Below are 26,208 nucleotides of genomic sequence, written 5' to 3'. Positions count from 1 at the left end.
CTAGACTTTCCCGATGCGATGATTGCCAACAAGTCCGAAGAGATGCCGCAGCGTGTGGGTTCGTGGCAACGTCAGTGTTGCGTTCCTTCGGGGATCGGTCTGGTAGTCTGCTCCCAGCTCTCTCCTGTAATTTCCGTAGTCAAGAAGCGCAACCGAGAGGAGAGGCCAACGTGCAAGCGGAAAACGGGACTGCAGCAATAACCTCCTAAACTGAAGCCGTGGAATGGACCCCTTGCGAAGGTCAACAGGTACGTCAACTCCAAGCAATTCTGCGAGGGCGACCAGCTGCTTCGCGATAGCGTTTCGCGCCAAGCGGCCCGGAGCAAATGACATCATGCGGTTCCAGTCTATTCCTTCCGACGAGTTAGCCAGCTCTCTCAGCTCGACCAGATGTCGCACATCTACTTCGCCGACCCAGTAATCATCATCTTGAAACTGGTCGTGAATGATAAGCATGAAAGCTTGAAAAGTCGTGGTCGGAAGATAAGCGGTCCCACGGCCAACCGATATGGGCGTGCAATGTGCAAGCAATTTGCCCGCAGGACGATAGAAATAGTCTGGACCAGGCGCTTCCTGATGTAGATCAATCATACCAACGTCGCGCGGTCGTTTAAGGTCACTGTACTGCTTCTTGCTCTCCGGCGGGGCTCGAAAATGGGACTGATAATCGAGGTCGGCGAGCGCTTGCAAGGCCGTCTCCATCTGATCGGGATCGACCAATATGTCGAGATCAGCCATGATTCGGGTTGCGCGGCGTTCAGGAGCAGCTGTTGCGAGAATTGCTGAGCCCTTTAGCAGCACCGGTATCACATCCCGTTCATTAAGCGCCGCGACCGCCTCTTCCAATTGAGTCCTCAGGAACTCGTTCCGAAGCGCGTTTCGCCGGTAGATCTCTCGAACGAAAGTCTTTACATCCTTGGGAACTGACTGGTCAGGTTGATCAACCAGATCGATCAAGAAGGGGGTCGTTAGCGTCTTGTTGGCCAGTTCCAACACGGCCATCCAGTTCAGGTTACGGGGCGCTTTGCCTCTGAGGCACTGGCAGAGCTCGACCAGAGTGCTGCTAGGAAAAGCCATGACAAAGACCTCTCAGCTTACGCCCTGCGTCAGCAGCCTCCGCGTAGGTCAGCTCAAACAATCCGGCCCCACCGATTATTTTCTTCAGCGCTGCAAACCCCGCTAGAGATAGTTTGCCGTTGGCAGCGAAAGATCCGTTGATCACTCGCTGCATGGATTCGATTTGTCCAAGGGGCGTCAGTTTGGCCGATGTCCCGTCAACCCTATTGAGAAAGATAATCCACTCGATCTGGAAGCTTCCCTTATGCACATCTGCTACGGGTAGATACCGGACGCGTATGCCGTCCGTGCGATCATGGGCAGTGGCAGATTCTAAATCGTCGCGAGTTTTCGAAATCGTCTCCCATGTGCCGGGCTTGATGGTCGGCGCGAAGAGAAGCCCTTGCGCGAGACCGTTTGGAGAAATCATGACGACGTCATCACCGCAATATCGGTACTCGTCGCCGACTAACTGAAGCGCGAGGGTCGATTTACCGGCGCCCGGCTGCCCGCATAACAGCAGTCCTTTATCGCCAAAGACAAGCGAAGCGGCATGCAGAGCGAAATCAGGCTGATCCTGTAGAATAATGCGCTCGGTGAGGTCGGCCTTGATCGCGGGAGCCAAACTCGTGATGGGACACCTGTTGATGCTCTTTCTGCAGTTGCGGAAGAGAACCTCGTCACCGACTTCTACAACTTCGATTGTGATATCTGCTAGATCGCCTACCGAGTCTAAGTCGCAAAAGAGCGGCTCAAGAGATTTGATCAATGCTTCATTGGAGGCTCTGATGCTGATTGCTCGCTGCGCCAACCGGGTCTGGAGCGCGCTGGCGAATGGGAGCCTCCATTCCATTTCCACCAGTTCCAAATCCAGCCATTGTTGCAAGGCTTGACTGATAACGTTACGCGCCTGCTCGCGGTCGAGCCCAAGCTCGCTTAGTTCATCAGCAATCGTTTCGAGTTTATTTTGGTCAAGAAGTTTGCACCACGCGAAAGCGCTGATCTGATTTAGTTCATAGATCCGCTGGTTTTTCTCGCTGAACAGGACGGGTCGATCATCAATTAACGCAAACGACGCGTCCGCGGCTGGACGCAGCAGAATCGGGCTTTCAGGCCTGGGTTCCGTCAGATCTCGTCCGAATGCCACGCAGGGCTCCACAGTGCGCCAAAATATTCTTCGCGATGAGGTTGACACTATTTAATCTGAAAATTTAAATAGAGTAAATTGAAAGTGGAGAGGGAACTTGACACGGTCGGTCGAATTGAATGGATCCCAAGCCATGAACAAGAACACTGACGAACCAGTCCTCAAGGCAGAGCTAGAGCTCGATGCTGACAGGCGGAAGTTTCTGGCGGCATGCGGCAGATTTGCCGTTGTGACGCCACCCGCTGTGACCCTGTTACTGTCGACTTCACTGAATTCCGATGCGATTGCACGCTCCGGCAGCGGTGGGGAAGGTGGAAGACCGCGTCACCGCCCTGATCTGCCGAACTGGCTTGAGCGGTTCCTTGACTGGTTGTTCTAGCCATTCCTATCGATCCGGATCAAGCTGTCGGCGCACGATCCTCGATTATCCGCGAGTTGAGGTGGCCGCAATATGCCGATGATGTTCCGCGGCTCGAGGATGGACTAACAACTGTTTCCTGGGCGCGATTACATCATGTGTTATCGACGTCGAGGGCGCGCAGCGCGATCGCCATCCGACCTTTAGATTTCATGTTCCTCGGTAGGAAGTAGGTACTACGCTTCAGCGAGCCGCTCTGCAGAAGGCTTGAACGCGGTTGGGACTACAACGAGGACGACGCACAGCAACTCCACTGATCAGGACCTGCTGCCTCTCCTCCATTTATCGTCTTCACCACCACCATAGCCTGGTGCTGATCCCGCGCCGCCGCGAGAGCCGCCGGGACCGCCGCCGCGAGAGCCATTCGCTGCCGAAGCACCCCCGCCACCACCACCGCCGCCACTCCCACCACCTCCGCCACCGCCAACCGAGGCGTGATTACCGTCTCCCTGGCTCGCTTCATCCTTTCGCGAGCGACGATCGTCGGAGACCTGCTTTTCCTTGGGCGGATCGGGATCATTGTCGAAAAAGGAGCGTCCTGGCCCACCATCGTTGCCGTGGCTACCTGATCGAGCAATCGCCGTTGATGTCAGCGAAGTGGAGAGAAGTAAGGTCATAGCCGGCGGGGTTACAGCGGCAAATCTTCCGCATGAAATCAGAAACTTGCGGCGATCTTCGATCTCGATATCGTTGGACATGACGCAATTCCCAGTCAGTTAATTTAGGACATATTAAATTATAATCAGAGAGACGACAATTTAAATGTGCGACGATGATTTTCCGCACGCTTCTATGGTGTGCAGGCGGACGGTATAATTATACCAAGAGGTGCATAAAAGCCCTACCTCAAGGCCTCGGTCAGCGAGCTCCTGCAGGATCCATACTCTCCGCGAGGGCGCCGATCACGCAGCAGTGCCACTAAATCAAGGTTCATCGGTAGGGTTAAAGCTAATATCCAATGGACGCATCGTTTGCCATTTCGGTAAGGCTCTGATTTCCCGAGGAATGTTCCGATGGCAGAAGAATTGCGTCAATCATTAGAGAAACTGAGAGCTGCTGCTGATATTACGCGCAGCCTCGCCGTTCAGATAGCCGAATTGCTTGAACTGCGAGAAGCAGTCCATAGGGCCGAAGAGGCGACGGCGCGCAGGACGCCCAATCGCAGATTGTTCATGCAATCGCGGTGGCGATGAAAACAGATCGCGGTCGCTTTCTGAGCCGAGCCGTTTTCAATTGATTGCAGATACCTGCTCTAACTTGTGGAGGCGCGCCAAAGCCATTAAAAATGCGCGCTTTTTGATTGATTTTGTTGCGTAATGGTATGGAACGTTACGGTTCGGACAACTGGTACGCGACGTTACGTACGTATCAGGTGCTTCTCAGTTGGTGTGGGGATGCGTATTGCTGGAGCAACTCTTCTTATCCTCGGTCTCGTACTATGTTTTGCGATCGACGACTGGGAGTTCATCGGCCTATTTCCTATGGCTATCGGCCTCATACTTCTGGCTGTCGCAGAGAGGAAGGCATCAGCTCTCGCGTTGGCGCAAGCCGCATCGTTCGCGCTGGAAAAGCAGGCGCCGCGCCCCTTCCAGAAGCAATTGCCGACAGCAGACACAATTGAGTTGAGCTCCGAGGTGATACAATTGTTCGAAAGATTAGATCGAAGCTCGAAGCTTCGATGAAATGCAACTGTCGAACGGGGGCACGTGCATCCCATGTGATCGAGCGAAGTGAGCGAGATCACGCCTGCAAATGGGGTGAGGACCGGCTGAGGATCGGTAGCAATGAATGATGATGAGATAGGTGCTTCGGCTTGACGCCCGATCGGCAGGTCGCCGATCGTCTCCATCACAATCGGTGCAGAAGTGAATGCGGCGGGGGCTTAGCCCGATATTGGCAGTAACGACACCAACTCGCACCATCGAACGCTGGTATCGGTTCCAGGATCGACCTGGATACTCGCGTCAAGCTTAACACGCAGTTTTCGGCTGTGCCCGGCCTATCTATATTGCCTCGCACCCCGCATGTCAGGAGTTCCGAGAAGTTCACTGAATGACCCTGCAGATCGCAGTCGATTGGCAGCCACGTGATCGGCTCGGCTGATGACTCGCAAGAGCTCAATTTGATGCTCATCCTTGATGATCGCGTCATCGCAGAGTTGCTGTTCGCGAAAGAGCCGTCGCAAAACATGGGAACTCACCACTTTCAGTCTCTACGAAGGCGATGCAAGGGCGAGGCGGGCGACGACATCGAGCAGAATGATTTGATTGCCCCGGGGAGATGCCGCATTAGGGAGGCGCGCAAATCGGAGGAGATTAGAAAGATGTGGTGACAGAGGAATGCGAAATGAAGGATATGCAGTGTGAAGGAAAAGCAGTTGCGGCACCGCGAAACTACCGGTGCAATCATTTTTGATACTTTTGGACGTTACCTGTTTCAATTGCGTGACAATGTTGTGGGCATCACCAGCCCGGGCAAGATTGGGCTATTTGGTGGTCACCGCGAGGGCGACGAAACGTTCTTGGAGTGCATAGTTCGCGAGCTACACGAGGATCGGATATTTTGTCCCGGCGGATCATTTTGAGCATCTTGGAAGCTTTCACGGTGAGGACATCGACAGCAAGGGAGGAACGATCCACGGACATCTTTTCGTCGTGCGCGATATTCCAGTGGAGGCGCTGTCCGTCACCGAAGGATCTCTTCTTATCGTAGAACCGATGGAGCTTACCGAGATCGAGCCCAGGCTTGCACCGACTACGCGTCTTGCATTGAAAGCTTACCTGAATGCTTGACGGACCACTTGGGTGGCGCTCGCCAGGATCGTCAATGGTAGTCCGAATAACGAGATCGATCAGCTGCCGCCGTGGGGCCTATACCGTCACGATCTCAATGCTGTGGCCTGAAAACTGTGCTTACGAGACAGCGACGACCTGCGCATTACTCTCGCGAGTGATGACCTCGGCGAAGCGCCAGCAAATGCCGAGCGGGAGAGTTCGTTCGTCTGTATCCATCCGGCGAAGGCCGCCTTGCCAAGTGAGGCGTGTTGTTGAGAACTGTCCTTATGGACAGTGATAGGCGCAGTGCCCAAGTCGAACGGCTCGAAGTAGTGGACACAGGCCGACGGCGGCGCTGGTCCGAGGATGAGAAGCTCAAGATCGTCCTGGAGAGCTTACAGGCGCCGCGCCAGGTCGCAGCGACGGCGCGGCGATATGGCGTTTCGCGCTCATTGCTGCTCAGATGGCGAGGGTCGTTTCGCCCCGAGCCGAAGGATGCCGCCCATCAAACGGGCTTCGTACCGGCGATGGTGGTCGCGGAATCGGGGCCGACGCTTGGTCCGGTCGGGCCGGCCGGCGGCGGCGCGATCGAGATCGAGTTTGCGGCCGGGGCTCGGATGCGGATCACGGGCACGGTCGACGCGGCGACGCTGAAGGCCGTGGTCGCGGCGCTGGCCGAGGGACGGCCGCAATGATCCCCATTCCGCCCGCCGTGCGGGTGTGGATTGCGACCGGTCACACCGACATGCGCCGCGGTATGAACTCGCTGGCCTTGCTGGTGCAGGAAGCCTTCAAGCGCGATCCCCACGGCGGCGACCTCTACGTGTTCCGTGGCAAAAGCGGCAAGTTGATCAAGATCCTTTGGCACGATGGGCTGGGCATGTCGCTTTACGTCAAGCGGCTGGAGCGCGGCCGCTTCCTCTGGCCGTCGTCGGCCGATGGCGTGGTGACCATCACCCCCAGCCCAGCTCGGCTATTTGCTTGAGGGGATTGACTGGCGCATGCCGCAACACACCTGGCGCCCGCAGGCGGCCGGCTGATCGCTGTGATTTGAATCGACGGCGCGACCAGCAGTCCGGACAGAGACCGCGTCTTGTGATTCTCTGGTCGGCGATGGGCGCCGATGATTCTCTCCCCGACGATGTGACCACCCTGAAGGCGATGCTGCGCGCCGAGCGGGCGGCCCGCTTGGCCGCGGAGGCGGAAGCTCAGGCACGGACACGGCTGATCGAGAAGCTCAAGCTCACGATCAAGAAGCTGCGGCACGAGCAGTTCGGACAGTCCTCCGAGCGAGGCGCATTGCTGGACCAGCTCGAGCTACAGCTCGCCGATCTGGAGGAGAACGCGGCGCAAGCCGAGACCGCGGCGCAGATGGCAGCCGAGAAGATTGCGGTGCCATCGTTCGAGCGCCGCAAGCCAGCCCGCCGGCCGCTGCCGGAGCATTTGCCGCGGGAACGCCTTGTCTATCCGGTGCCTGCGAGCTGCCCATGCTGCGGCGATAGCCGGTTGCGCAAGATCGGCGAGGACGTGACCGAGACGCTGGAGCTCGTTCCGCGCCAGTGGAAAGTGATCCAGCACGTGCGCCAGAAGCTCGTCTGTCGGGCCTGCGAAGCGGTCACGCAACCGCCGGCTCCCTCGCACCCGATTGCGCGTGGACGTGCGGGGCCGAAGCTGCTGGCCCATGTCCTGTTCGCCAAGTACGGCCTGCACCTGCCGCTCAATCGTCAGAGCGACGTCTACCAGCGCGAAGGCATCGACCTCGATGTCTCGACGCTGGCGGACTGGGTGGGCGGCTCCGCCGCAACACTGATGCCGCTGGTTGACGCGATCCGGAGCCATGTCTTTACGGCCGAACGCATCCACGCCGACGACACCACAGTGCCGGTCCTGGCCAAGGGCAAGACCCGAACCGGCCGGCTCTGGACCTATGTGCGCGACGACCGCCCGTTTGCCGGGCCAGATCCGCCGGCGGCTGTCTTCTTTTACTCGCCGGACCGTGGCGGCGAGCATCCGGAGCAGCATCTGGCAGGCTATGCCGGACTGATGCAGGCCGACGCCTATGCCGGGTTCAGCAAGCTCTACGAGGCCAATCGCAACGGAGGCCCGATCATCGAGGCCGCGTGCTGGGCCCACGGCAGGCGCAAGTTCTTCGATCTCGCGCGGCTCAGCAAGGCGCCGATCGCGGCCGAGGCGGTCAAGCGCATCGATATCCTGTTCGCCGTCGAACGTGAGATCAACGGTCTTGCTCCGCAGGAGCGCCTGCGCGTGCGCCAGGAGCGTAGCCGCCCTCTGATCGTCGAACTGCAGGCGTGGTTGTGCGAACAGCGCGCCAAGCTCTCCAGGAACAACGATACGACCAAAGCAATCAATTACTGCCTCAGCCGCTGGGACGCATTTACCCGCTTCCTTGATGACGGACGGCTTTGCATGTCGAACAATGCCGCCGAGCGCGAGCTTCGGGCTGGCGCCGTGGGCAGAAGAAATTGGACCTTCGCCGGCTCCGATGAGGGCGGCCGGCGTACGGCTGCGATCTACACACTCATCGCCACCGCCAAGCTCAACGACATCGATCCACAGGCTTGGCTCGCCGACGTGCTGGCCCGCCTGCCGGATCATCCCGCCAAGCGCATCCACGAACTCATGCCCTGGAATCGGCGATCTCAGAACGTAGCTCACGCCGCATAAGCCCGGTCAGCCATCCGCTCAAGATGACCTAACCAGGGGCCGTCACCGGACGCGTACGTTCGTCTGAACTAAACTCGGTTTGCAAGATCGTCCGGCTAAGGGCGGAAACGTACCACGCACTTTATCGATGATAGCCGCATCGAGTTCTATAACAACGGTCGAACGTTCGATCCGCCCGATCACGCTCAGCCTGAAAAATGCGCTGTGCGCGGGTCCGATGGTGGTGCCGAGCACTCGCGATCATCGCCTATTTCGGCTTCTGCCATTGCAGGCAGAGGGTGATCTGATCAGATGTTCAAAATTTCGACATGCGCCGACGAGACGAAAGCAGCGAGGTAACCCGAAATTGGCTGGCTCATTGTGGCCCTCATGCACCAGTCAGGCAGAACCTTCTCTTATGAAGTTGAATCTTTTTGACTGATCAGAAGAAGCGGCCTTCGCTTATAGCTGTGTTCGATGCCGTAATCGCATTTCTGTTGGTTCTAGGTCTCGGAATTTTCGTGGCCCACGGCATCGACTCATTACGGTCGTAATTCCGTAAGCCCGATCCGTTTAACTGAAATCCAGCGCCGCAATGAGGAGCGTACAACTAGTTTGATACGAAGCTTCGACTCCTTTGTAGGAGTATTGAAAATGGAGACATTCTTCAAAGTTCGTTGGCTGGACTACGGCCGCAATTCTGGGTGCTGCGGTCTGGAACGTATTTCCTGAATACCGAACAATCATAAGTAGCATTTTGGTCGCACTATTTATCTGCTACGTGTTCTCTGTGCTTGTGGGGGTAACGGTTAGGCGGCTCATCGGCGATGAATTGCTGGAGCTTCGTCTTCAAACCAATGCAACTGCCGACCGCCTCGAGCTTATAGACCGTAAGGTAACCGCAGTTTTGAGGGATGTACTTGAGCAGCGCCAGGTGCGAACCCAAACGCTGCCGTTCCGTTCGGTTGTATCGGCGCGTACTCCTGAGGCGGTCCGACCGCGGGATTAGTTGACTCAGTCCGCAATCAAACCACGGACACGGTCAACCAGCGAATGTATCGCGAACAGCTTGGTCAGCACTTGTCTGGTTCGAATTGGGAGCATTCTCGGGTAAACTGACGGCACGCTGTCCCGCTATGGCTAGCAGGTGTCACCGGTCGGTCTGCTGTGAATCAGGGCAAGTTCGGCGAAGGAGAGAAAACCCCGCGGTATCGCCGGTCTGCAAAATACCCGCGAGCCGGCATGCTGACGGCAGGGAACGTGCTGCGATCCGGCCGATACCGTCGGCCTAGGGCGGTTAACGCAAAATGCGGGGGGCGGGAGGGCGGACGGGTCGGTTGGACAGGCACCCGGCGGCACGGTGGCCCAGCTGGTAGTGCCTGAATTCCGTGAACTCGACTTTGACGTCCGCACGGGCATCAAATTGCGAGATCCTCGCCAGGACGTCGCCGCTTAACCCATAGCTCCGTTTGTTATTGACAGCCTAGTCGCCGACGATAACCTTGGGCGGACGAGTTCCTTTTAAACGTAATACATTTGACGTATCTAATGTTGACACATTGGTTGAGAGTAGCGACCTATGATTGAGGAGACCTTTGTTCGATTGCGAACGCATCGCCATAACGTGCATCGCTACCGGCAATTGCTGAAGACGATGCTGACCGACGCTGAGCGCCAGTTTATTGAAAGTCGTCTTTTAGAAGAAGAGTCGGCCATCGAGACCTTGGCGATCCTTGAAGGTGCCTCCGGTAGTGCGGAGCCGGGAACTGCCTGAGCGCCGAGGCTGGTTCTTTGAGGTTGCCTTGTCGGGTTGGAACGGCGTTTGTTAGCGCTTCAAGGCAAGTGTCCGGCAAAGTACCCGTGCTTCGGCCCCAACGAGACAATTCTATTCAAGGGGCCGGGGAAGTTCATGGGCGCCGGCTAGCTTTTGCCGCGCGAGACCGGGACAATTCCCCGGACGATCCCGGGGTTTTCCGCCGCATGGCCGCCGCATTTTCCGCGTTTCTAATTGGTTATTAATCAGGGAAGCTGATCGGGAGGGGGAATGAAGTTTTCGAACCTCTGGCACGAGGCGCGAGCCAATGTCCTCCGCAGGCGATACGAAAACTTGAGGCCGCAGATTGATGCGGCAGATCCTGCTGCAAAATCGGCGTGCTTTGGTGTTGTAAAGTCGAGTTTCGAGTTTCTAAGTCGGCGTTACGCGAGCGCCTCCAGCGCAGAACGAAAGGAAGTTTTGAAGCACGCTTCAAAAACTATAGATCAATTATCGGATGCGGGTGATTGGCCGCGCGCGCTGGGACTAACCATTATCATGTTCAATCTAGAAGCGTCTTACTTGCCGGGCGATGACGCGGCTGTCTTGAAGGGCGCCACCGATGCCTTGTTAAAAGAGGCCTGCGCATATCCTGAACCTCGGCCCTTAAGAGAGGCGGGTTGAAAGACGCTGAATACTGCCGGGTAGGGCCTCGGCAGCCTGTCTGCATCTCCCCTAGGGTAATTTCTGTTGACGCTGCATTCAATTGGCGATCAAGATTGACCATTCGTGATCGCGATGCAAGATTCTCCGCTTTTTAATATACTGTCTCTAAGGGCATAGGAAAATTGGAGCAGCCGGGACGCAAGATCTTCACGCTCGATATCAACGGAAGGCCGACGCTTGCGCTTCAGGCGCAAAACATCGAGTTTGCACGCGGTATGTGCGCGGTGCCAGACTTCCGTTTGGATTTGTATGAGATCACCTCGGACGGCGTCCCCATTTGCCCAGTGGATTCTGTGTTCGGGCTTCGGCCGGCTACGAAGAAAGAAGTAGCCGCGTTCGAACGTGCTGTTGGATTGGCGCCGGCTGCAGACGATTTCACGTTTGTTATGCTGATTAAGGTAGACAGAGTGGAGGTTGTGGCCATTACCAGCCAGGCTGACGACCGTGCCTAGACGTCCTCTCGCGGAGTCAAGCGAATAGCACGGCGCGAGTCAGCGTCGATGTTGCGTGCTCGACTTCACCCTCAGTACTGCCAACGTAGCTTATGATTACGCGAGTTCGCTTGCAGTGATCCCCTTCAACGTTCAGCGGACGTCCCGGGTCTGCTATCAGAGTATTCCGTTGGGGAAGTCGTCCGCGAGAGGAGGCCCCAAAACCCGCCGCACGAACCGGACCGCTTCTCAGGCCGGTTTTAGCTGGGCATTGGGGCTAGCTTAGCTGGTTTCCGCTGGGCGGTGCTGCGAGGAGGAACTTGTCGCGACCGCCATTGCGAACAACATCTCGACTCCCTTGCGCAGTCGGCGCGATTTCCGTCCCTCGCAGGATTGGCAATCGCCCGCGCCATCGCGGCCTCTCGCGTGGATCGAGCATCACGGTTTGACGTAGGTCCAGCCCTGCTCCTGCAATTCCATCACACGCACCACGCCCGACTTTACGACCTTTGCTTCCGAGATCAGCGGAATCTCCTTGCCCTCGGCCCGCCCCATGTTTTCACGGGTATTGCCGCAGGCTTCGAAGGAAATCGAAGGCTGCCTTTCCGAGAGCGCCTTGATCCTCGCTTTGACCGGCGAAGTGTCGTCACGCAGCATATGCAGGCCGGGACCGAAGGTGACGATGTCGATATTCACCTTCTCGCCGAGGTCCTGATAATACTGAGCTACGTTGCTCGCATTGTTAAGCGCGAGATTCATCATCGCCGGCTCGTTGCTGTTTACCTGCAGAATAAGGCGGTGCGGCTTCGTGGCATCCTGAGTGGTCGTCATTTTGGTACCGGCCGTGAGCTTGGTCGCCTGCGTAGACTGCTTCTTGTTCACCTGCGCTTCCGACGGCGGTGCGACCAAGAGCAGTGCCGCAATTGCCGCTGTGGCTCCAGCCATTTTGCCGAGTCTTGTCATGTGAGTTCCTTCCTGTTCGATGACCATTAGCTGCGTGGCCTGGCAACGGCATGTGGCCATTTGCATGCCGTCGCCAGCTTCTCGCGGACAGTCCTCAGGCCGCCAAGCAAGAAATGTCCCTCGGACGCCACACCTGTTCGCGAGGAAAGGCGCACAGCGAATTCCCCCTCATCCGGGAGCGATTGTAACATGCGCACCATGTCGCCCCTGGGCGCGGCGCCAACTCCGAATGATGGGCGGGCAGCGGGAAGCTGCACTGGGAGATCGTCATTGATGCGGTAGGAGATCAGGTATTCCTCGGCGCTGCGCGAGACCGCAGGTCCCGTGATCACGAGTTCGGTACGGCCGCCGCGGCAGTGGATCGAGAGCTGCATCGTGGCGCTATCAGAGCCGCTGCGAGACGACGTGGTCGCCACAACGACCGGTGAATAGTCCACGGGCGAGGTGGTCTCGCTGACAAGCCAGTTGTCACTGTCTGCCGCGGCCGCCTGTGTGATACTGCGCGGCATTGTTTCCAAACATTCCTGTCGCGCGGTAAGTTCCACATTAGAGCACGCGCGAAGATGCGCCATTGCTTCGCTGGCACCTTGCGCGAAAGTCATGCTGTATGCTGCGTCTAACAGCACAGCGAGCGGGAGCGCGGCTCTCTTCACGGCCGCGCCTGTGCGCTGCGCGCCGCGCGATCCAGCCATTCCTGCGCGGCCGAGAAGCGGTCTAGCCCGGGGACGGTTGCGGCGAGATTGATCGACTTCCATTTCGGATCGAATCCCGGGGCCTGCAGCCGGTCGATCCGCGAAAACAGGTGATCTACGAAACGGGCGACACGCGGGTAACGGTTCGATCGCGGCGACCAGTTGAACGCGACCAAGGCGGTCGGCACCGCGATCGTTGAGATGCGTTCGCCCTGCCTGATTAAATTGGGATAGTCGCTCGCCTCAAGCGTTGCCGGCAAGTAGTAATCCTCGAACTTGCCGTCGAAATTGACGGACAGAAATTTGTAGCCTTCGTCCCAGCGTCCGCGCACGAAAGCGTCAACCGGTTTTGAGGTGATGAAGAGGACGGCGGCAATCTCGCCTTTGCGCATCCGCTCCAGAGCGATCTGGTGCGGAATGAAGGTCTTTTCGACATTGATGCCTAGACGGCTGAAGATCAGCGGTCCTGAATAGGCAGCGGCCGTGCCCTGGGTGTTGAAATTCACTTTCTTGCCGGCGAGGTCTTGCAAGGTCTTGATTTCAGGTCGCACGAAAATATGCAGCTCCGACGGGAACAGGTTGAGGAGATAGGTTATTCGGCTTCGGATCTGCGGTATCTGGATTTTGTATTCTTCGAGCGCGTCGGAATTGATGATCGCGGTGTCGACGCCACGCAGATAGAGCAGCGAATTCACATTTTCGGTGGCGCCCCGGGTGACGATCGGCAGAACATGTAGATTCGGACCGTCATCGACGATTCGGGCCATCTCTGCCGCCAGGCGAATGGGCGCGCCCTCCAGCAAACCGCCGGCGAGGCCGACAGTCCAGGCGTTGATCTTTTCTCTTTGGTCATGCGCAGAGGTGCGGCTGGTGACTGGCGCTTGGCTCTTGGCCGACTGCGCGTACACGTCAACCGATTGAAGCATCCAGGTAACGGGCGCCATCGCCGCGAGGAGCAAGAGCGACCATGGTTTCGGCAGCGTGTTCATCTCTATCTCCACTTGTCCTTGTGCGGGGTCTGATCCCCTCACTCACGCAATGCGTCGAGTCGCTCTTTTGCCTCTCGAATGCCGCCGCTGTGCGCCTTCGCGTAGAGTTCGCGTGCTTTCGCCGACTCGCCACGCGTTCCATAGGTGCCCCATGCGGACAGAACGACAGGATCATATGTCTGTGCGAGCATGAAACTTGCATGAGCGTCGCCGCTCTCGACGGCGCGCTCGAGTACGATACGCGCCGCGCCGATATTGCCTTGACCGAGCAGCGCACTGGCGCGCGCGATCAATCGCGCTGCCTCTGCCTTGTCCTGCGCATCGAAGGCCATCGGCTGTTTCGCTACGGCCGCGTCTGCAGTCTGCGTCGCCCGGACGATCGGGTTATCCGGACTGTCTTGCGCGCGCCCGAGGGGCTCGCGCTGATCCGCGGGCCGCCGCGCGGGCGTAAGATCGCGTGCCATGGCTCCAATCTTGCTGCGCTCCTGATGCAGCGATTGCCGCAGCTCCGCGATGGTGCGCTCCGCCGCTTGTCTTTGTCGCGTGACAGCATCCCCCGCCGTTTTCGACCGCACAGATTGAGTCTTTATCTCACGACGCGTTCCAGCAAGCTCGCTCGCGAGTGCTGCGGCACGCTCCTCAGCCTCGTTGAGGGCACGACGTTGCTGCTCGGCGCTCGCCGCCATCGCCTGTCGCGCCGCGTTGACCTCCTGGATGAGGCCGCCGATCTTCTCTTGCTCCTGCTGCAGGGAGTCTTGCAATTTGGCAGTGGTAACCTCTGCCGTCTGTTTCTGCTGCAAGGCTTCATCGATCGCTCTTTGTGCTTGCGCGGCCTGCATCTCGATCTCGCGGCGCGTTCCAGCAAGTTCTCTCGCGAGTGCTGCGGCACGCGCCTGTGTCTCCTCAAGCGCGCGGCGTTGCTGTTCGGCGGCTGCCGTCATCGCCTGGCGCGCAGCGTCGACCTCCTGGGTGAGAGCAGCGGTCTTCTTTTGCTCCTGCCGTAGGGACTCTCTCAGTTCTTCGATAGTCGTCTCCGCCGTCCGTCTTTGTTGCGTATCCGGTTCGTCCGTCACTTGCGATGGCGAGACCTGTGCCTCGATCTCGCGACGCGTTCCAGCGAGCTCGCTCGCGAGGGCCGCAGCGCGCGCCTGTGCCTCGTCGACCGCGCGGCGTTGTTGCTCGGCGGTTGCCGTCATCGCCAGGCGCGCGGCGTCGAACTCCTGGGTGAGCGCTGCGGTTCTCTTTTGCTCCTGCCGTAGGGATTCTCTCAGTTCGGTGATAGTCGTTTCCGCCGTCTGTCTTTGTTGCGTGTCCTCACCCTCCGCCACTTGCGACTGCGCGACCCGTGTCTCGATCTCGCGACGCGTTTCAGCGAGCTCGCTCACGAGTGCCGCAGCGCGCGCCTGAGTTTCCTCGAGCGCGCCGCGTTGTTGCTCGGCGGCGGCCAATGCCAGGCGCGCAGCGTCGACCTCCTGGATGAGAGCGGCAGTTTTTCGTTGCTCCTGCTGCAAAGATTCTCGCAATTCGGCAGCGCTAGCATCCGCCGCCCGCTTCTGATGCGCGGCTTCATCAATAAGCTTTTGCGACTGTGCGGCCTGCGTTTCGATCTCGCGCTGCGCTCCAGCAAGCTCGCTCCAAAGCGTTGCGGCACGCACCTGTGCCTCGTCGAGCGCGCGGCGTTGTTGTTCGGCGGTGGCCTTCATCGCCTGGCGCGCAGCGTCGGCCTCCTGGGCGAGCGTGGCAGTTTTCCTTTGCTCCTGCCGCAGAGTTTCTCGCAGTTCGGCATTGATGGCCTCCGCCGCCTGCTTCTGCAGTATAGCTTTTTCGACGGCCGTCTGCGACTGCGCGGCCTGCGTTTCGATCTCGCGCCGCATTCCGGCAAGCTCACTCGCAAGTGTCGCGGCGCGCGCCTCTGCCCCTTCGAGCGCGTGGCGTTGCTGCTCTGTGCCTGCCGTCATCGCCTGGCGCGCTATACCGATCTCCTGGGTGAGGACGGCGGTCTTCTTTTGCTCCTGCCGCAGGGATTCTTGTAATTGGGAAGCGGCGGCCTCTGCCGCCTGCTTCTGCTGCCGAGCTTCATCGACGGCCTTCTGCAATTGCATGGCTTGCGTTTCGATCTCGCGGCGAGCTTCCAAAAGCTCGTCTGCGAGTGCGTTGGCACCTGCCTGTTCCTGTTGAAGGGAGCGCCGCAGTTCCTTCACCGTGACGTCCGCCGCTTGGCGGAGCCGCGCAGTTTCGTCGTCCGGCTTGCTCCACAACTCCACCTTGCTGTCGAGATCGGTAATGTCTGGCAGATCAAGGTATCGCGTCGCAGAAGCGACGAGTTCCGTGCGGAAATGCACGCCGATCAACGCAGATGCAACCAGAGTTGCAGCGATCAACGAAGCGACAAACAATCGACGTACGCGATCGTTCTGGAGCGGGCGGTTCGACTGATCGTCTTCCTGATACTGAGGCTCCGCTATTGGAGACCAATGTGTCGGCGTGATCCTGATCGGTCTTCCGTTTTTCCAAACCCATTCCTTCGTCTCAGGCGACCAATGCGCGACATCGTAAGCCGATTGATCATCCTCGACCCAGATTTCCTTTCCGTCCCTCGGAGCGGTTTCAATGGGCTGGCGCAAATGTGACGCCTTTTCAGATGGTGTTATGGGTCACTTCGCAATTTACTTCGCAAGTACGTCTTAAGCTCAATGCGCATTTATATTATTAAATCACAATTAAATCAAATTAATAATAGCAGGTTCCATTTTCTGGCGTTCGGCTGCTCTCTTCGCGTGTGGTGTTTTCGAGGATCACTCACAGGCTGAAAAGACAGCACGATGCAGCGGCGCATCGCTCCGGGAGGAACGGCCCTGCCGATTTTCCTTTGCGGGCAAGTCAATAGAACGCGACGGCGATGCGTTTCTCTTTGCGCCAAACGACCGCGCAGCGCCGCGGGTCACCGTCGGGAATGACGGTCAGTGCAAACTCGTTAGGGACTTGTTCATCCGCAGCAACATCAAGCGCGGCGCCGAAAGCAGAAATACTACGAATTGTGCAAACAGTTTTCGAACGGCCGAAGCTGATTGAGCCCAGCCTTGCAGGGTGCTTCTCAACCATCATTTTCTCCACGCAATCAGTTCGAGGCGCGCACTCACTTTTTTGATAGCGACAGATGCGCGCGTTCGGCTAAACGGGACCCATGATCGAACTCGGCCAGATGCCTCCGGCCTTACTTTCAGTGGCGACTATGGTATGAGCCTTTGCCTCAAGTCGTCGTACCCTCTCCCAAGGCCGCCCTCGACCGTTTGAAGTTACCACAAGTTATACTATTTAATACGATTAAATAGTATTAAGCATTTATTGGGCGGCGTCAGGCTGGGGCGGACATGCCCAACGTGCAAGCAGTGGGAAGAGGGGGCGCGGGCCGCATCGATTGTCGAGCAGGCCGGAATCAGATTGCTTGGAGGTTGACTTACGACGCGAAGCTTTGCGCGCTCAGAAGATTGGTGGCCTTTTCAGTTTTCATTCTGGCGGCACAATCGTTCTCACGCCTGTTTGCTGATGAGAGACCGGCATCGGTACGCCATCGACATAGTTCCAACCGGGCAGCGATGGGCGGTCCCATCCGCCGGTGGTTTCTTGGATGCTGAGCTGGGGAGCCCGACCTTGCTCATGGACGGACATCATTCGCACGAAAGCGATCATGCGCCGAACGTTCGCGTTTCGTGGTAATTTGGCCGTGACGACTCAGCGTCTGTCTAGGCCCAACCATCCTGGAGAAGCTCGAAGATGTTTCAGCGATTTCTAAAAGCGCGCACCATTGTCAATTTCAAGGCGCGATCGGCCAGCCGAGATACCGAAAATGACCGTGCCCGCGCTACATCCATTTTTCGGTCGATAGAAGATGCGCTGGAGGGCGCGAGAGCTGAGCAGGCTGGCCTGAAAGCACGTATCGATGACGCGCTAGCGCGATCGGCAGTAACCTTGGGCAATGATTCCGATGAGTATCTAACGCGAGATCCGGAGGATAGCCATTATCAGAATTTACTCGGCCGCGAGATAGCAGAAGGGCAGAGGCGCTTAAACGAACTGGAAGCGACTATCAGGCATATCCAGTTCTTGAAGACTGCGCTAGTCACAAGGTTTCCTGACTTCGACTTTGGACACAGCATCTCTCACGCGAAGGATAGCGGATGAACCTAAAAATGGTCCGACGAGAACGACGCCGGCTTGGAAAGCGTCGTATTTTGTCGCGTTAGCTCTTGAGCTCAGACAAATCGATCCGCCAAGTGTGTCGTTGCCAGGCAGAACAACGACAAACAAGTCTCTTCGATATCAAGGGTCGGAGGCGACGTCACCATGGCAAATAGCAGTTGCGGTCGCTAAGCTCGAAAGCCAGGAAAGTCCAAGTGGCAATTGATAAGCCGGCTCACTCTAAGATTTGCGAGAGTGCTCGACTAGCAAGCCAGCCAATTGCGAACAAAATGCCCGCTGGCAGCGCGCTTGCTGCGACTATCATAAGCGGATAGGCAGCGCCCCACTCCTTCATTCCGATTTCAAATGCGCCTTGCCGATCGATGAGGTAGGTGACTGCTGCAACCACTCCCAGTAACAAGATCGTCCAAACTGGGTAGCCGAAAAAACCCGAACAGAAACAGATTGCGATCAGCAGCCAGTACAATAAATTGGCCATGTTGCCCCATATCAAGAGCTACCGGTAAGTTGGCGCCGCGGACCGCATTTGCGGTCTCGTCGGGTAAAGGCGCCAATTTTGCAATAAATGGAGCTTGGCGCAATGTTCGCAAATACGCGCGACTGGCAGCCATACTAGAGTCTATCAAAGCGGCCGCAACGAAAGTCAGGTATTGAGCTTGATGTCTATCGCTGAGGTTAATTCTTGCTTCGAGCGGCTTGTCCTCGGCGGCAAGAACAAACGTATCCGCGCTGCATCCGTCAAGCGTAGCGTCGTTCCCGATGTGGCTCGTGAGCGCGTCGTTGCCATCGCCTCCATCGGGACTGCTTTCATCGTTGCTCGCACGCCGCTGAGGGAGGTCAATCCTATTGAGGCTGCCTCAACGGTGTCGCAAGGACATCGTTTCCAGCGCCGCTGTACAGACGCTTCTCGGCAACGGAGTTGTCTGCGTCCGCAGAATGGGAAATTGCCGATAGAGACGCCATGTGCTGTCATATCTGGAGCTGCATTCAGGGCGTTTCCGGGCAATAAAGATTTGTTTTGAGGCGCGACATTGGAAAGAGCAGCAGCCGCTTGATGGATGGGTGAGGTGTCGTGTGTCGCGTCTGGTCTTGAACCGCTGAACGGGGTTGAAGTTGAGTTCCAGTTCAGGCTGAAGTGGTGGCATTTGATCGACGAGCGGTAAATGTTCCTTCCGCCGTTCAATTATCGACTGGTCTGCGAGAAATGACCTCAGCCAAGCCGTGATGTCGTCGCAAAAATGTCGCCCGCGGAAGACCACACCGTCTTCATCAACATCAACCCGCGAGTAATCACATGACTGGTACCATTGATCCTGCCCGTTTCGGCATGCCTGACGCGACGACGACGGGCGTTCCGGCTGGCACAACTCTCACCGCCTATACTGGGCCGATGAACATCACCCAAGACGGCACGGTGATTGAGGGCAAGATCATTGACGGCCAACTTGCCGTCAAGGCTGCGAACGTAACGATCCGCAACTGCATCATCAAGAGTGATGGTTGGTGGGGCATCGAGGGCGAGAACTCGCCCAACCTTCGGGTTGAGAACTGCGATATCATCGGAGGCAACTTAACCAACTCGGGCATTCTCGGCTCCGGAACGTTTGTCGGCAACGACATTTCGCATGTCTCGATTGGCATCCAATTAACGGACGGCGCGAGCACCGTCAGCGGCAACTATATCCACGACTTATTTTACGGCAGCGCCGATCCGCACTACGATGGCGTCACCGCCCTGGGCGGCCAAAACCATGTGGTAATTGAGCACAATACGATTATCGCACCCAATAACAACGGCACGGCCGCGGTCTTTATCGATAACGACTTTGGCTCCGTCAACGATGTCACCGTCAGAGACAACCTGATGTTTGGTGACCCGGCGTACACGGTGCACGTGGCCCAAAAGGCCGGGCTAAGCGGCATTATCTCCAACGTCGTGATCGAGAACAACTACCTCGACCGGGGGCATTACGGCTACATTGCGGTCCAGAATACGACCGCGACCATTCGCAACAATGTCCAATGGGACAACAGCACCGACCCGACGCCTTACCCAACCTCGTCGCCGACCCCGCCTTCGACGCCCACCCCGCCCTCCGCACCGACGATCGCGTCGTTCTCGAACGACACCGGAGCGGCCGGCGACGGCATTACCAGCGACAACACGCTCCAGCTCCAGGGCACTGCTGCCGCCAACAGCACCGTGAAGGTGCTCGACGGTACGACCCAGATTGGGGCCACTACGGCCAACAGCAGTGGCGCGTGGACCTACACGACCGCTGCGCTATCGGACGGCAACCATAGCCTCAAGGCCACAGCCACCACGACGTCGGGCACCAGTTCGACGTCATCGGTACTTGCCTTGAAAATTGACACCGCGGCGCCCACGGCCCCGACGATGGCGACGCCAACAAACAACGCCAATGGCGGCCTGAACCTGGCCGGTACGGCGGAAGCGAACAGCGTCGTGAAGGTGTTCGACGGCACCACCCAGATCGGGACCGCGACGGCCAATAGCGGTGGTGCCTGGGGTTATACCACCGGCGCCCTTGCGGCCGGTTCGCACAGCCTTACTGCAAAGGCGACGGATGCGGCAGGCAACACCGGCGCGGCGTCCGCCGTGGTCACGGCCAGCATCGGCACCTCGGCTCCCCCAGTTCCACCCACGTCGCCAACGCCAACTCCGAGTGAGCAAGTCGAGTCGGCTGGCGCGACAAGTCTCGTTGAGAGCGGCGGCAAATATCACCTCTACAGCAGCAGCGGATCCGGCCCAACGTTGAAGTATGGCGGTGCGGATTTTGTGGACGGGCAAGATGGCACCTGGACGCCGATCGGTGCGGAGAAGACGGCGACGGGCTATCAGGTTGCGTGGAAGGAGGCGAGCACCGGTCAGTACACGGCCTGGAACACCGACAACAACGGCAACTACGTTTCCCATGTCAGCGCCCTGACCGGCTCCGTGTCGGGCGGCCAGGTGTCGGGTACGAACAATGGCCTCAAAACGCTCGAGACTAGCTTCCATCAGGATCTCAATAGTGACGGACAGATCGGTGCTTCCAGTGCAACTGCGCCGATTTCGTCCGTCGATTTGACCACCATGTACAAGAACTGGAGCGACATCGTCACGATCAAAGGCGTCGCCGATGCCAACAGTCAGATCAAGCTGTACGACGGCAACGCATCGCTGGGAACGGTGAATACGGCTGCCGACGGTAGCTGGTCCTTCAAGACATCGTCCGCCGTATCCGACACGGTGCACACGTATACTGCCAAGCAGATCGATAGCACCGGTCAGGTTGTTGGTACTTCGGGCAATGCGATCCTCGGCTCGACAGGGAGCAATACACTGAAGGGCACCTCCGGCGACGATCTCTTCGCTGGGAACGGAGGCGCTGACACCTTCGTATTTGCGCCGAACTTCGGGAACGACGTCGTCAAGGATTTCGGTACATATGGACGGTCCCACGATGTGGTTCAGTTCAGCAAGAGCGTCTTCGACAGTTTCGCGAGCGTTCTCGCCCATGCAACGCAGGTAGGCGAAAATGTCGTCATTTCGGCTGATGCGGACAACTCGGTGACCCTAAAGAACACCAAGCTGAGCGCCATCGACAAGTATGACTTCCAGTTCTCGTAGTCGATCAGCCTAAAACGAATTCGGACGCGCTCAGCCAATTTCTGAGCGCGTCCGAACTATCAGCAGAAGCCTTGGTCGGGAGGATCGCAGGAAAGACAGCAAACCCTGGCTCGCGCACAGCCGGCAGACATCGCTATCACGATGAAGTAGGCTGGCAATCTAACGTATTGCTTCTATTGAACTCTTGAAAAGTTGGCGCCCCGGCCAGCAGGGTGTTAGCCACCAGTCGTCTAGTACCTGACTGAAATGACCGCCTCCGCTCGATAGCGTCGGCAAGGTCCATAATGCGCAGGTCCAGGATACCAGCCGGACCCGAAAAATGGCACGGTCAGAGGGGTAGCCCCCCGCACGCCTTCTACAAACTCGCACCGAGCGTGCCGAACTCCGACTGAACGCAACGATCGTGCATCAAAGCGGTGCGCGCCAACATCCGCTCCTGCCGTCGAAACCGGCTGGGCGGTCCAATCCGCCGCCTCCATGGCGCTTGTGGAAACAACAAGGATTGCGGTCACGGAGACCGACCAAATGAGAATTCGAGGCGCAGTCGACATTACGGTCCCTCTTGTTTGCGTTTCCTAGCCTAACCTTGAGTTCGAACATGCCCCAGCCCGATCAACAGAGGAGGGTGCTCGTCGGTGTCCCGATTCTAATTCCATGCTGAGGCCCGAGCTGCCGTGAAATGCTCCGCAAGACCCCTGGCACGTGCTTTGGCGGGAGCCGAGCAGCCACTGAAGCATCTTAAATCATCGTCCGACTCCTGCCCGGCGGGCCCCTTCATTGCAGCGCGTAAAATTCTCGGAAACGTTGAACCTGCCTCCCGCCACCATCGTCTAACATTCTCGGAAATCCTTGCTGCCGAGCACACGGGGGATTCGATGGGTAACCGTGTTACAAGCGAAGCTTACAATAGAGCTCTTCAGGATTCGTTCAAAACAATAAAGCACGCCCACAAACAGCTTCGCGTTGTGACCAACGCCAACGCAACAGCGGCAGTCCTCACGTCACGCATGGAACTTTACGGGATATTGCTTGGGGAGGTCGCAGGCATTCGCAGCAATCTAGTGGCCTACCTCGAATACACGCGTGCAGGAGGGCCAAATTCCTGTGCAGATGGAAGGCCTTGACCGCGACCCGGCGTCAAGAGGTCTCGTCGTTGTGATTATCGTCGTCTGCATGATTAACGCTTTTGTCTATTACAAAGTCTTCCAATTTCCGTCCGGCACTTAAGGCGGCGACCAGCCATCTCGGCTGCTTTCCGCGTCCAGACCACTTTTGCGTCGGCTGGGAGGGGTTCCAGTATTTTGGCTCAACTTTTGGATATTTGCGTCGCGGGCGGTTGGCGGGCGCCCCCTCGACGTCGCGCATCTGCTCTACGCGGCTCAATTGCGCCAGACGCCGTTCCAATTGAAGTTTCTCCGCGGTGATCTTTTCGGACAGGAGTTTGGTGAGCTGCTCATGCAAGAGCCAAAGCTCGTCAAAATCCATTGTCTCCAAGTCTGTCCTGCGCATCGCGGGTCCGTTAAGGCTGACAGATTGCGGTCTTTCCGGAAGCATCCAGTCCTCGAAATATCGCTGGTGATGACGCCAAATACGTGCGAAATTTGAATTGATAGGCTTATTTTTCCAAACATTATTTGAATGCAAATTTAATAATTTAATTCTGTTAAAAGCAAGAGCGTTATTTAGTATTTTGAACAAAGCCGGATGTCCCTCGGGAGGGAAGGGCGATGCGCTTGTTAATGAGAACAGGATTAAGGTAGGTCGTTGCCATAGTTTTTGCGTAGGTGCCCAAATGGATTATTCTATTGGTTCGTCTCTTTGTCGCCTTCAGGATGCGGTTGGCCGTTGCATAGTGCCCGCTGCCGCATCGAGTGACCTTCGCCAACTTCGGCAGCAGATTGAACTTCGGCGGCGTGTCCTGAAGGATATCGAAGTCATCAGATGCCGGCTGTCGCTTTTCTTTCGCCATAGAGGCAGGGGGACGCGCAGGAAAGCGCAGTACCGGCGGCGGCAACCGAGCCTTGCCGCGCGCCACGATCCCAGCTGCCAAACTCCTCGTCTCTAGCTGCAGCTTTTGATCGAGGTGCAGTTGAAAAGGCCGCCCAGGCTGGGAGTTTCGCGCGGCCAGATTTCGGTGTCAAAACAATCGCGAAGAAGGCCAGAATAATCCATTTTCACATGGAACTCTTGTCGTCCCCCTTGATTATTATTCGGGGGTGTGACATCGCCTTATGTTCTAAGGGGAATCAAGAGCGGCGGCATGGCTCCGAAGAAGATCGATTTTGAGTCCTGGTCTCTGGATGAGCTTTGGGCTCTTCACGGAGAGATCAGCGGAATTTTATCAGCGCGGATCAGGGCGGAAAAAGGCGAACTTGAGAAGCGCCTGGCAGTGCTTAGCCACGGCACAATCATCGCGGATGATTTGGGGGATTTGCAACCGAGCGGCAAGCCCCGCCGCAATTATCCCCGGGTTTTGCCAAAGTATCGAAATCCTCAGACCTCCGAGACCTGGTCGGGCCGCGGCAAGCGGCCGAGGTGGCTTGTTGCAGCCGTCAAGTCGGGACGCAAGATTGAAGAGTTCCGGATTAGCGAGGCTGGTACGAAGGCTCGTCAGCGAGCGTGAGCTGATCGAGCGGGTATTATTAACCACGAAACCAAGAATTAAGAGTGCAGCCGACGAACTGAGATAACCTGCCGTCAGACATTATGATGTGCGGCAGAGGCAAGCGGTGACCAATCGGGATTGGGCAGAAATCGAAAATGAGCTGAATGGGCTAGTGCCCGGCCTTCCGCAAGGCGAGAAGACGACGTCGCGAAATCACAACGTTCGCCGGACGATCCAAACGGACGAACAGGCGCTTCTGGCGCACATCTCTGACGCTCTGGTTCAAGAGAAGCAATACTAATTCCTAATTTCCGGGCTCGAATTGGCGCCGCATCGGTTACGCTTACCCTGCGACGTGCCGCTTCACTGAGGGGCACGACTATCGACGTCCATTTTTGCATCTAATAGGCGTTGCGAGCGCGAAGTACCTCAATTGGTGTCTGGAGCAGGATAACCAAATCCAGCCGAACGCTCCAGTTGTCGATATACCAAAGGTCGTACTCTACCCGCCGTTCGATAGAGGCGGTGGTGGGTGTGGGTCCTCGGCACCCGTGTATTTGCGCCCAACCTGTCAACCCGGGCTTCACGCGCCGCCGGAAGGCGTAATTGCGGACAACCTTATCAAATTGGCCATCCTGCGAGACGGCGTGCGGGCGCGGTCCGACAAGTGACATACTTCCGTCCAGCACGTTGAGCAACTGCGGTAGTTCATCGATGCTCGTGCGACGCAACCATTTTCCAATGCGGGTCACACGGCTGTCGACCGGTCGCGCCTGGACGACCGACGGCCCGTCCTCCAATACGCGCATCGTGCGGAATTTGTAGATCGAGAAGCTCCGACCGTTGAAGCCGCAGCGTTGCTGCCTGAAAAGGACCGGACCAGATGAATCCAGCTTGATCGCTATGACAACTACAGCAAGCAGGGGCGACAGAATAAGCAAGGCAAGGCCGGCGCCGATCAAATCCATGAACCGCTTGATGGCGCGCTCGAAAAACGTAAGCGGCCCTCGCTGAACTTCCACGCATACGGCGCTACCGAGGTCCCGGGTGGGCCGCCGGAACATCTCCGAAAGCGCTCCGACAGGAACAAAGGCGACCGGAGTCGGCAGAACTCGCAGTTCGGCGACAAATGCGCGTAATTCTGCCCATCGGTTGGGATCCGCCTCGACGATGATCTCCTCGACGTTGGAGCCACGCGCATTCTCTATGACGCGGGCGCTGAGCCGCTTGCGGTGATCAGGGCCGGAACGGGGCGGAGGCAAGCTGAAATGCTTGGTCACACAAAAACCGAGCATGGTCAGCGCAGGCACCAGTCCCACATCACTAGATTGTGGTTGGTCTGAAATCAGAATGATATTGCCGCCGGCGAACTTTCTTCCGCTGAGGCCCCTCATGAGCAAGCTCTTCATGAGAGCTCGTCCGACAAAAAGCAATGCAAGGCTGGTAAGCGCAAAGGCTATTCCGGCGCTGCGAGAGAAGTCGTCACCGAAGTTGAGCAAGCCGGCCGCAGCGGCGAGAAGGATAAATGCGTATAGCAAAGCGCCGCAAACGGCACGGATCTGGTTGCGCAGGACCAGCAGTTCGCTTGGCCTGTACATACCCCGCATCTTCAGCAACGACACAAACATCGCCGATACGACAATGGCCGAGCCAATCGCGTTTGCGAGGCCTGTCGCTGCCCAACTACTGTAGATCCGGCACAAGAAGACCGAGATGATGCTTGCGAGAACGATGGTGGCAAGATCGGCGCAGATCGCAACCAACTCGATGGACCTATAGCGAATCGGCCATTTCCGTTGGGCACCCAACGGATAGCTGTATTCTTCAAGGGCAATTCCCTCGTGGAGGCCGGCTGCAATATGTCGGTTAATAAAGTTCATGCCAGAACCAGTGTCGTTCGAGGCTTTTTGCAATGAAGATTAATTTATTGTTAACGGTTTAAATAAATCAAGCGAAAACGGCGGTGAATTAAATAAGTCGGATTATTTTTTTGAGGTGGATTATCTCAGCGCCAGTTTTGCACGGCACCCGTAGCGGGGCGGCTGGCTAGGGCGATGCCGGTGCCGTCGCAAGGCTATGGGCGATTGGGATGATTGTTGATGCGCAGCCAGAAAGGCGGCAGATCGCGGCGATCAAGTGCCGACCTTTGCCAGGGT

The 26,208-nt window shown here is 57.5% G+C and carries 23 protein-coding genes and 1 pseudogene; 12 read left to right on the top strand and 12 right to left on the bottom strand.

The genetic code is table 11. The features are described from left to right. Entirely contained in the window at positions 1–1,077 is a 1,077-nt protein-coding gene (locus CQ13_RS32555) for a nucleotidyltransferase family protein (RefSeq protein ID WP_063800207.1), read from the bottom strand. Beyond that, positions 1,064–2,203, bottom strand: coding sequence for a PqqD family peptide modification chaperone (locus CQ13_RS32550; RefSeq protein ID WP_197427517.1), 1,140 nt, complete (start codon positions 2,201–2,203; stop codon positions 1,064–1,066). The genes CQ13_RS32555 and CQ13_RS32550 overlap by 14 nt, the downstream gene beginning before the upstream one ends. 133 nt (positions 2,204–2,336) lie before the next feature. Here CQ13_RS32550 and CQ13_RS41860 point away from each other — a divergent pair. Continuing rightward, a pseudogene (locus CQ13_RS41860) lies at positions 2,337–2,519 on the top strand (hypothetical protein); the annotation flags it as partial. A gap of 359 nt (positions 2,520–2,878) precedes the next feature. Here the strand turns inward: CQ13_RS41860 and CQ13_RS41855 are convergent. Further along, complete coding sequence (locus CQ13_RS41855) at positions 2,879–3,319, bottom strand: hypothetical protein (protein ID WP_156434042.1); 441 nt, start codon at positions 3,317–3,319, stop codon at positions 2,879–2,881. Positions 3,320–4,983: 1,664 nt separating this feature from the next. Here CQ13_RS41855 and CQ13_RS43695 point away from each other — a divergent pair. The 7 genes from CQ13_RS43695 to CQ13_RS32500 all read left to right on the top strand — a co-directional run bounded on the left by CQ13_RS43695 (position 4,984) and on the right by CQ13_RS32500 (position 10,990). Next, positions 4,984–5,205, top strand: coding sequence for an NUDIX domain-containing protein (locus CQ13_RS43695; protein WP_156434041.1), 222 nt, complete (start codon positions 4,984–4,986; stop codon positions 5,203–5,205). A gap of 477 nt (positions 5,206–5,682) precedes the next feature. Beyond that, entirely contained in the window at positions 5,683–6,090 is a 408-nt protein-coding gene (gene tnpA / locus CQ13_RS32530) for an IS66-like element accessory protein TnpA (RefSeq protein WP_057846883.1), read from the top strand. Further along, on the top strand, positions 6,087–6,380 hold the full coding sequence (gene tnpB, locus CQ13_RS32525; RefSeq protein WP_347337077.1) for an IS66 family insertion sequence element accessory protein TnpB: 294 nt from the start codon (positions 6,087–6,089) through the stop codon (positions 6,378–6,380). Before tnpA ends, tnpB begins: the two co-directional genes overlap by 4 nt. A 128-nt stretch (positions 6,381–6,508) precedes the next feature. Then, a complete protein-coding gene (gene tnpC / locus CQ13_RS32520; RefSeq protein ID WP_057846882.1) occupies positions 6,509–8,080 on the top strand; it encodes an IS66 family transposase in 1,572 nt (523 codons plus the stop codon). Positions 8,081–9,638: 1,558 nt separating this feature from the next. After that, positions 9,639–9,833 (top strand): hypothetical protein, encoded by a 195-nt coding sequence (locus CQ13_RS32510; protein WP_057846880.1) that lies wholly within the window; start codon positions 9,639–9,641, stop codon positions 9,831–9,833. A 270-nt stretch (positions 9,834–10,103) separates the two neighbouring features. Beyond that, entirely contained in the window at positions 10,104–10,496 is a 393-nt protein-coding gene (locus tag CQ13_RS32505) for a hypothetical protein (protein WP_057846879.1), read from the top strand. A 164-nt stretch (positions 10,497–10,660) separates the two neighbouring features. After that, positions 10,661–10,990, top strand: coding sequence for a hypothetical protein (locus CQ13_RS32500; RefSeq protein WP_057846878.1), 330 nt, complete (start codon positions 10,661–10,663; stop codon positions 10,988–10,990). A 417-nt stretch (positions 10,991–11,407) separates the two neighbouring features. On the opposite strand, the gene CQ13_RS32495 is transcribed toward CQ13_RS32500, so the two are convergent. The 5 genes from CQ13_RS32495 to CQ13_RS32475 all read right to left on the bottom strand — a co-directional run bounded on the left by CQ13_RS32495 (position 11,408) and on the right by CQ13_RS32475 (position 16,715). After that, on the bottom strand, positions 11,408–11,959 hold the full coding sequence (locus CQ13_RS32495) for a DsrE family protein (protein WP_245309479.1): 552 nt from the start codon (positions 11,957–11,959) through the stop codon (positions 11,408–11,410). Then, entirely contained in the window at positions 11,959–12,441 is a 483-nt protein-coding gene (locus CQ13_RS32490) for a hypothetical protein (RefSeq protein WP_245309478.1), read from the bottom strand. Before CQ13_RS32490 ends, CQ13_RS32495 begins: the two co-directional genes overlap by 1 nt. Positions 12,442–12,581: 140 nt before the next feature. Continuing rightward, complete coding sequence (locus CQ13_RS32485; RefSeq protein WP_057846877.1) at positions 12,582–13,613, bottom strand: TAXI family TRAP transporter solute-binding subunit; 1,032 nt, start codon at positions 13,611–13,613, stop codon at positions 12,582–12,584. A 38-nt stretch (positions 13,614–13,651) separates the two neighbouring features. Then, positions 13,652–15,814: a coiled-coil domain-containing protein gene (locus CQ13_RS32480; RefSeq protein ID WP_210183085.1), complete on the bottom strand. Its 2,163-nt coding sequence runs from the start codon at positions 15,812–15,814 to the stop codon at positions 13,652–13,654. 679 nt (positions 15,815–16,493) lie between these two features. Continuing rightward, positions 16,494–16,715 carry a hypothetical protein gene (locus CQ13_RS32475; RefSeq protein ID WP_063800210.1) on the bottom strand — a complete coding sequence of 74 codons (222 nt, stop codon included), beginning with the start codon at positions 16,713–16,715 and terminating at the stop codon, positions 16,494–16,496. 672 nt (positions 16,716–17,387) lie between these two features. On the opposite strand from CQ13_RS32475, the gene CQ13_RS32470 reads away from it, so the two are divergent. Further along, a complete protein-coding gene (locus CQ13_RS32470; RefSeq protein ID WP_057846874.1) occupies positions 17,388–17,795 on the top strand; it encodes a hypothetical protein in 408 nt (135 codons plus the stop codon). A gap of 232 nt (positions 17,796–18,027) precedes the next feature. Here the strand turns inward: CQ13_RS32470 and CQ13_RS32465 are convergent, their stop codons facing one another. Next, a complete protein-coding gene (locus tag CQ13_RS32465) occupies positions 18,028–18,291 on the bottom strand; it encodes a hypothetical protein (RefSeq protein ID WP_156434039.1) in 264 nt (87 codons plus the stop codon). 181 nt (positions 18,292–18,472) lie between these two features. Here CQ13_RS32465 and CQ13_RS43690 point away from each other — a divergent pair, with 181 nt between their 5' ends. After that, positions 18,473–18,835, top strand: coding sequence for a hypothetical protein (locus CQ13_RS43690; protein ID WP_156434038.1), 363 nt, complete (start codon positions 18,473–18,475; stop codon positions 18,833–18,835). 272 nt (positions 18,836–19,107) lie between these two features. Next, positions 19,108–21,447: an Ig-like domain-containing protein gene (locus CQ13_RS40265; RefSeq protein WP_245309477.1), complete on the top strand. Its 2,340-nt coding sequence runs from the start codon at positions 19,108–19,110 to the stop codon at positions 21,445–21,447. A gap of 1,137 nt (positions 21,448–22,584) precedes the next feature. Here the strand turns inward: CQ13_RS40265 and CQ13_RS32455 are convergent. Both CQ13_RS32455 and CQ13_RS32450 read right to left on the bottom strand, forming a co-directional pair. Further along, positions 22,585–22,932, bottom strand: a complete 348-nt coding sequence (locus CQ13_RS32455; protein ID WP_430649729.1) for an H-NS histone family protein — start codon at positions 22,930–22,932, stop codon at positions 22,585–22,587. A gap of 193 nt (positions 22,933–23,125) precedes the next feature. Continuing rightward, positions 23,126–23,497, bottom strand: coding sequence for a hypothetical protein (locus CQ13_RS32450; RefSeq protein WP_197427516.1), 372 nt, complete (start codon positions 23,495–23,497; stop codon positions 23,126–23,128). A gap of 210 nt (positions 23,498–23,707) precedes the next feature. On the opposite strand from CQ13_RS32450, the gene CQ13_RS32445 reads away from it, so the two are divergent. Continuing rightward, complete coding sequence (locus CQ13_RS32445) at positions 23,708–24,070, top strand: H-NS histone family protein (protein ID WP_057846870.1); 363 nt, start codon at positions 23,708–23,710, stop codon at positions 24,068–24,070. A gap of 383 nt (positions 24,071–24,453) precedes the next feature. Here the strand turns inward: CQ13_RS32445 and CQ13_RS32440 are convergent, their stop codons facing one another. Beyond that, positions 24,454–25,932: an exopolysaccharide biosynthesis polyprenyl glycosylphosphotransferase gene (locus tag CQ13_RS32440; RefSeq protein ID WP_057846869.1), complete on the bottom strand. Its 1,479-nt coding sequence runs from the start codon at positions 25,930–25,932 to the stop codon at positions 24,454–24,456. Positions 25,933–26,208: the final 276 nt, after the last annotated feature.

Source organism: Bradyrhizobium retamae, assembly GCF_001440415.1.
GTDB lineage: Bacteria > Pseudomonadota > Alphaproteobacteria > Rhizobiales > Xanthobacteraceae > Bradyrhizobium > Bradyrhizobium retamae.
Note: the sequence above shows the minus strand (reverse complement) of the source record. Positions and strands in the feature narration are given on the sequence as shown.

Excerpts from the sequence above, each read along its gene's own strand:
- CQ13_RS32555 (WP_063800207.1), bottom strand. The coding sequence starts at position 1,077 with ATGGCTTTTCCTAGCAGCACTCTGGTCGAGCTCTGCCAGTGCCTCAGA.
- CQ13_RS41855 (WP_156434042.1), bottom strand. The coding sequence starts at position 3,319 with ATGTCCAACGATATCGAGATCGAAGATCGCCGCAAGTTTCTGATTTCA.
- tnpA (WP_057846883.1), top strand. The coding sequence starts at position 5,683 with ATGGACAGTGATAGGCGCAGTGCCCAAGTCGAACGGCTCGAAGTAGTG.
- tnpB (WP_347337077.1), top strand. The coding sequence starts at position 6,087 with ATGATCCCCATTCCGCCCGCCGTGCGGGTGTGGATTGCGACCGGTCAC.
- tnpC (WP_057846882.1), top strand. The coding sequence starts at position 6,509 with ATGGGCGCCGATGATTCTCTCCCCGACGATGTGACCACCCTGAAGGCG.
- CQ13_RS32510 (WP_057846880.1), top strand. The coding sequence starts at position 9,639 with ATGATTGAGGAGACCTTTGTTCGATTGCGAACGCATCGCCATAACGTG.
- CQ13_RS32505 (WP_057846879.1), top strand. The coding sequence starts at position 10,104 with ATGAAGTTTTCGAACCTCTGGCACGAGGCGCGAGCCAATGTCCTCCGC.
- CQ13_RS32495 (WP_245309479.1), bottom strand. The coding sequence starts at position 11,959 with ATGGTCATCGAACAGGAAGGAACTCACATGACAAGACTCGGCAAAATG.
- CQ13_RS32490 (WP_245309478.1), bottom strand. The coding sequence starts at position 12,441 with ATGCCGCGCAGTATCACACAGGCGGCCGCGGCAGACAGTGACAACTGG.
- CQ13_RS32485 (WP_057846877.1), bottom strand. The coding sequence starts at position 13,613 with ATGAACACGCTGCCGAAACCATGGTCGCTCTTGCTCCTCGCGGCGATG.
- CQ13_RS32475 (WP_063800210.1), bottom strand. The coding sequence starts at position 16,715 with ATGGTTGAGAAGCACCCTGCAAGGCTGGGCTCAATCAGCTTCGGCCGT.
- CQ13_RS32470 (WP_057846874.1), top strand. The coding sequence starts at position 17,388 with ATGTTTCAGCGATTTCTAAAAGCGCGCACCATTGTCAATTTCAAGGCG.
- CQ13_RS32465 (WP_156434039.1), bottom strand. The coding sequence starts at position 18,291 with ATGGCCAATTTATTGTACTGGCTGCTGATCGCAATCTGTTTCTGTTCG.
- CQ13_RS43690 (WP_156434038.1), top strand. The coding sequence starts at position 18,473 with ATGTCTATCGCTGAGGTTAATTCTTGCTTCGAGCGGCTTGTCCTCGGC.
- CQ13_RS40265 (WP_245309477.1), top strand. The coding sequence starts at position 19,108 with ATGACTGGTACCATTGATCCTGCCCGTTTCGGCATGCCTGACGCGACG.
- CQ13_RS32455 (WP_430649729.1), bottom strand. The coding sequence starts at position 22,932 with ATGGATTTTGACGAGCTTTGGCTCTTGCATGAGCAGCTCACCAAACTC.
- CQ13_RS32445 (WP_057846870.1), top strand. The coding sequence starts at position 23,708 with ATGGCTCCGAAGAAGATCGATTTTGAGTCCTGGTCTCTGGATGAGCTT.
- CQ13_RS32440 (WP_057846869.1), bottom strand. The coding sequence starts at position 25,932 with ATGAACTTTATTAACCGACATATTGCAGCCGGCCTCCACGAGGGAATT.